The organism is Vibrio sp. V43_P6S15P86, assembly GCF_009904725.1.
Lineage (GTDB): Bacteria > Pseudomonadota > Gammaproteobacteria > Enterobacterales > Vibrionaceae > Vibrio > Vibrio diabolicus.
On sequence record NZ_WXWT01000292.1, the window covers coordinates 1 to 4,728 of the forward strand.

The 4,728-nt window shown below is 44.2% G+C and carries 3 protein-coding genes; 1 reads left to right on the forward strand and 2 read right to left on the reverse strand.

Translation table 11 applies throughout. The annotated features are described in order from the left end of the window. Positions 1–298: 298 nt before the first annotated feature. Complete coding sequence (locus CAG69_RS13015; RefSeq protein WP_005392176.1) at positions 299–2,149, reverse strand: ABC transporter ATP-binding protein; 1,851 nt, start codon at positions 2,147–2,149, stop codon at positions 299–301. Positions 2,150–2,552: 403 nt separating this feature from the next. Between CAG69_RS13015 and CAG69_RS13020 the strand changes: the two genes are divergently transcribed. Beyond that, complete coding sequence (locus CAG69_RS13020) at positions 2,553–3,554, forward strand: arginine deiminase-related protein (RefSeq protein ID WP_161444554.1); 1,002 nt, start codon at positions 2,553–2,555, stop codon at positions 3,552–3,554. A gap of 130 nt (positions 3,555–3,684) precedes the next feature. Here the strand turns inward: CAG69_RS13020 and CAG69_RS13025 are convergent, their stop codons facing one another. Next, complete coding sequence (locus CAG69_RS13025) at positions 3,685–4,608, reverse strand: AraC family transcriptional regulator (protein ID WP_005392187.1); 924 nt, start codon at positions 4,606–4,608, stop codon at positions 3,685–3,687. Positions 4,609–4,728 lie beyond the last annotated feature (120 nt).

The following is a 4,728-nucleotide window of genomic DNA, read 5'->3' on the forward strand; positions in this document are numbered from 1 at the left end:
GCATTGAACCACATTTACACATAAGCTAATTACCTTATTGTTAATCTAATAACTAAGCCATCTATTGAGTATAGCTGTTTCTCAAAAAGTGAAATGACAAATGAAGACGGCTCAAAACTCTGTATTGTGTTCATTGCAATGGATACGCAACGAGGCGGTATATTAGCAGAAAAAATGTGAGCTTTATCATGGAGGATGTTTCATATATGAGAAACTGTAATGGCTATATGAGTATAGGATTATCAATAAAAATGAAAAACGGCGCTTCATGCGCCGTTTTTATTGGGTTTCTCGCTAATTAAGAAACGTGTTGATTTTCTAACTCTTCAGCGATAAATCCGCCAGTTTGATGGGCCCAAAGCTGGGCATAAATACCGTTGTTCGCGATGAGCTCTTGGTGAGAACCTTGTTCAACAATACTGCCTTTATCTAGCACGATGAGGCGATCCATTTGTGCGATGGTCGACAATCGGTGCGCAATCGCAATAACGGTTTTTCCTTGCATTAACTCATTCAAGCTTTCCTGAATGGCTGCTTCGACTTCTGAATCCAGAGCTGATGTAGCTTCATCCAGTACCAGTAATGGTGCATCTTTGAGTAGCACACGAGAAATCGCGATACGCTGACGCTGGCCACCAGACAGTTTCACACCACGTTCACCAACTTGCGCATCGTACCCGACATTACCAAATGGGTCGGTCAGAGTTTCAATAAACTCATGGGCATGCGCTTGCTTGGTGGCTTTCAACAAATCTTCTTCTGTCGCATCTGGGTTGCCATACAAAATATTGTCGCGAATAGAGCGGTGCAGCAGAGAAGTATCTTGGGTCACCATACCGATCTTTGAACGCAAAGAGTCTTGTGTGACTTCAGAGATGTTCTGTCCATCGATCTTAATGCTGCCGTCTTCGACATCGTGGAAACGAAGTAACAAGTTCACCAGAGTTGATTTTCCGGCGCCGGAGCGCCCAACCAAGCCGACTTTCTCTCCTGGTTTGATGTTGAGATCGAGGTGGCTAATCACGCCTTTGTTCTCACCGTAATGGAAGCTGACGTTATCAAAGTGAATGCCACCTTCAGTGACTACTAAGTCTTTTGCGCCTGGTTTATCTTTAATATCAATAGGCTTAGAGAGCGTTTTCATTCCATCGACTACGGTTCCCATATTTTCAAAGAGGGCGCCAACTTCCCACATGATCCACATCGACATACCATTTACGCGTAATGCAAGGCTAACAGCAATCGCAATCGCGCCAACGCTGATGGCACTATCCAACCACAGGTAAATCGATAAAGCAGCAACGGAAAACACCAAAATATAGTTTGAGATCTCTACAGCAACGTCGAAGCCGGTCACTAGGCGCATTTGACGATAGACCGTATTCAAAAATCCCTTCATGCCTTGCTCAGCATATTGGGTTTCGCGCTGGCTATGAGAAAACAGTTTGACCGTCTGAATATTGGTATAGCTGTCGACGATGCGTCCTGTCATTGTCGAACGAGCATCGGCCTGCGCTGAAGCGACGTCTTTGAGCTTAGGAACGAAATAGATTTGGATAGCGATGTAAGCGAGCAGCCAGACAATCATTGGGATCATCAAACGCCAGTCTGCCGTCGCTAACATAATGATCATGCTGGTGAAGTAAACCGTAACATAAACAAATACATCCATAGCTTTCATGACGGTTTCGCGCACAGCTAATGAGGTTTGCATGACTTTAGTTGCAACTCGGCCTGCAAAATCATCTTGATAGAAGTTTAAGCTTTGATTGAGCAAATACCGGTGTGCAAGCCAGCGGATAGACATTGGATAGTTGCCCAATAATGTTTGGTGAACGAGCAACGAATACACGATCACCAGAATGGGCATGACAACCAACAATAAGGTTCCGTAGAAAATTAAATCTGCTTTATTGTCTTGCAAGAACGTTTCTGGATTGCTGGTGGACAACCAATCAACCAATTGTCCCATCGCGCCAAACAACATAACTTCAACGACAGCAACAATCGTGGCCATCAAAGACATGATGATCAAAGGCTTTTCGTAGCCGCGGGTGTAATAACGTAAAAAAGCGAGCATCCCTGAAGGAGGCTGATCTGGTGTGGATTTGGGGAACGGCTCTGTAAAGCCTTCAAATCGTTTAAACATAACTCATCCTAAAGTTAAAACAGTGCCATTTGGGGTGGCTAAATCCATCGATTCACGCAGCTTTGGACGAAGCCGCGTGTATAAGAGTTTTTGGCTGCTCCTCGAGAAAGCAGACGGATTGACGAGAGGGGCGAAAAAATAGTCTAACCGATTGTGTTTTAAATGTAACTAGTTGGTTATGGGTGTGGTTGTCTATGGTTCTGATTCTTATGATGAATTCTTCGCATGTTTATCGCGATGCCATAAAACCTTAAATCTGCATAGTGACAATAAAATTTCGGGAGAAATAAGCTAAGTTCAGTGAAAATTACTTCTAGATAATTAAATTAATTGTGAAAACAGCAAAACTGAAGTTAACAATAAATTTACAATCTCCTCATTCTAGTGATAAGGAATGTATTGGATGCTATTACACGAATCAGTGACCCAATTTGCTAATGGGAAAGAAGAAAGCACGCAAAGTGCTCAGCGCCAAACCGCAAACTGCGTAGTGATGGTGCCACCGAAAGAGTTTCGTTTTAATGAAGAAACCGCACAAGATAATGAGTTCCAACATAAAGTGTCACTCAGCCAAGAAGAAGTCTCGCGTAGAGTGATGGCCGAGTTCGCGAGTATGGTAGCTACGCTGCGTCAAGAGGGCGTTCAAGTTGTTGAGTTTGATTATCCAGCTTCAGATGTTTCGACGCCAGACGCGGTATTTCCAAACAACTGGTTTAGCACTACGCCAGATGGCACGTTGTACACCTTTCCAATGGCCTGTGAAAACCGTCAAAAAGAAGTGCGTCCCGATGCGCTTGTGGCGGCACTAGCGCAAGCTGGGCGAGAAGTTCATCGACGTAGCAGCCTAACTGAATATCTTGATGAGCAAGCGTATTTAGAAAGCACGGGTGTGATGGTCTTTGACCACTTAAATAAAACGGTCTATGCCGCACTCTCACAACGTTGTGATCGTCTGGTTTTAGAAGATTACGCCGATCGTATTGGTTATGAACGAGTGATCTCTTTCCAAACTCGTTTGCCATCTGGTGCGCCTATTTACCATACCAACGTGATGATGGCTGTGGGTGAGCAGTTCTGCGTGATTTGTGACGAAGTGATCCCAGAATTTGAGCGTCGTTTTGTGATGAAATCTCTCGCTAAAGATAAACAAGTGATCTCTATTTCGATTGAGCAAATGAACCACTTCTGCGGCAACATTCTTCAGTTGGAAACCATCAATGGAGACAAAGTCATTGCGATGTCGCAATCGGCATACGATGCTTTCTCTCCAGCACAAAGAAATCAACTTTCGACGCACGGTAAATTGCTGCCATTCGATGTTTCTACCATAGAATCTATTGGTGGTGGCTCGGTTCGCTGTATGTTGGGTGAGGTATTTTTGCCTAGTCGACAAGCGGTGTTATAAACAATATTGCGCAGTTTTGCTTGCAAATGCAGGTGACGTTCATTCTCTCCAAAATAATAAAACCGTTAGCCTCGAGGCAGTACGAGGCTGACGGTTTCACTTTCTAGCTTCTTCCTAGGATATTCCGAGCTTAACCCATACTCTCGCGCAAAGACTTGATGTCTTTGGATGGTGGTGCACCAAATAAACGGCTGTATTCACGGCTAAATTGAGAAGGGCTTTCGTAACCCACTTTAAACGTGGTCGCCATGGCATCGAGGTTTTCTGTCAGCATTAAACGCCGAGCTTCGCTGAGTCTTAATTTCTTTTGAAATTGCAGTGGCGTCATAGAGGTCATAGAACGAAAGTGGGTATAAAACGCCGATTTACTCATGCCACTGTAGGCGGCTAACTCACTGACACTTAACGGCTTTACGAAATTATTCTTCAACCAATCAATGGCCTTCGCGATTTGATGGCTGTGACTTCCTGCAGTCACGATTTGATTAAGACGAGCGCCCTGTTCGGTGATTAACAGTCGATAAAAAATCTCTCGTTTAATGATCGGCGCTAAAATTTTGATGCTTTGTCCTTCATCCAGCAGCTCTATTAAACGCAGAAAGGCGTCAAGTAATGGCTCCGATAATTCTCCAACCGCTATGCCTTTTTGCGCTTCTTTGCTTTGATTAAACGTCAGTTCACTATCGACAATAAGTTGAGATATTTCAGTTAGATCCAGCTCCATAATCACCCCTAAATAAGGTTTATCTTCACTGGCTTCAATGATATTGGCGATAATCGGCAAGTCGACAGAGGAGATCAAAAAGTGGTTCGCATCGTAAACAAAGCTATCTTCACCCAACAACACGCGCTTCCTCCCTTGAGCAATTAAGCAAATACTTGGGTTGTGGGTGTAGCTTGTCGGTGGTGTTGGGGTTGCCCAGCGACTGAACCTTAATCCTGGAATTTCTGTGTCATATTGGTTCGCGCCATTTGCCCATTTCTCAATGTGCTTGGCAAGCTTTTCTATTGCACTGGCCAGGGTTGACGAAGTGTTTGACGGTACTTCTTGCATAAGTCAGTGCTCTCCTCTGGTTGGCCTCAGGTTCGGGGTTAACGGCATGCGATTTCTGCCTTTGTAGTTAACGCCTCTTCGGAGTCAATTAAGCGACTTCATTAAGCATAGTTATAACAG

Bases quoted from the DNA above. Each gene is read 5' to 3' on its own strand.
- CAG69_RS13015 (WP_005392176.1), bottom strand. From the start codon at position 2,149: ATGTTTAAACGATTTGAAGGCTTTACAGAGCCGTTCCCCAAATCCACA.
- CAG69_RS13020 (WP_161444554.1), top strand. From the start codon at position 2,553: ATGCTATTACACGAATCAGTGACCCAATTTGCTAATGGGAAAGAAGAA.
- CAG69_RS13025 (WP_005392187.1), bottom strand. From the start codon at position 4,608: ATGCAAGAAGTACCGTCAAACACTTCGTCAACCCTGGCCAGTGCAATA.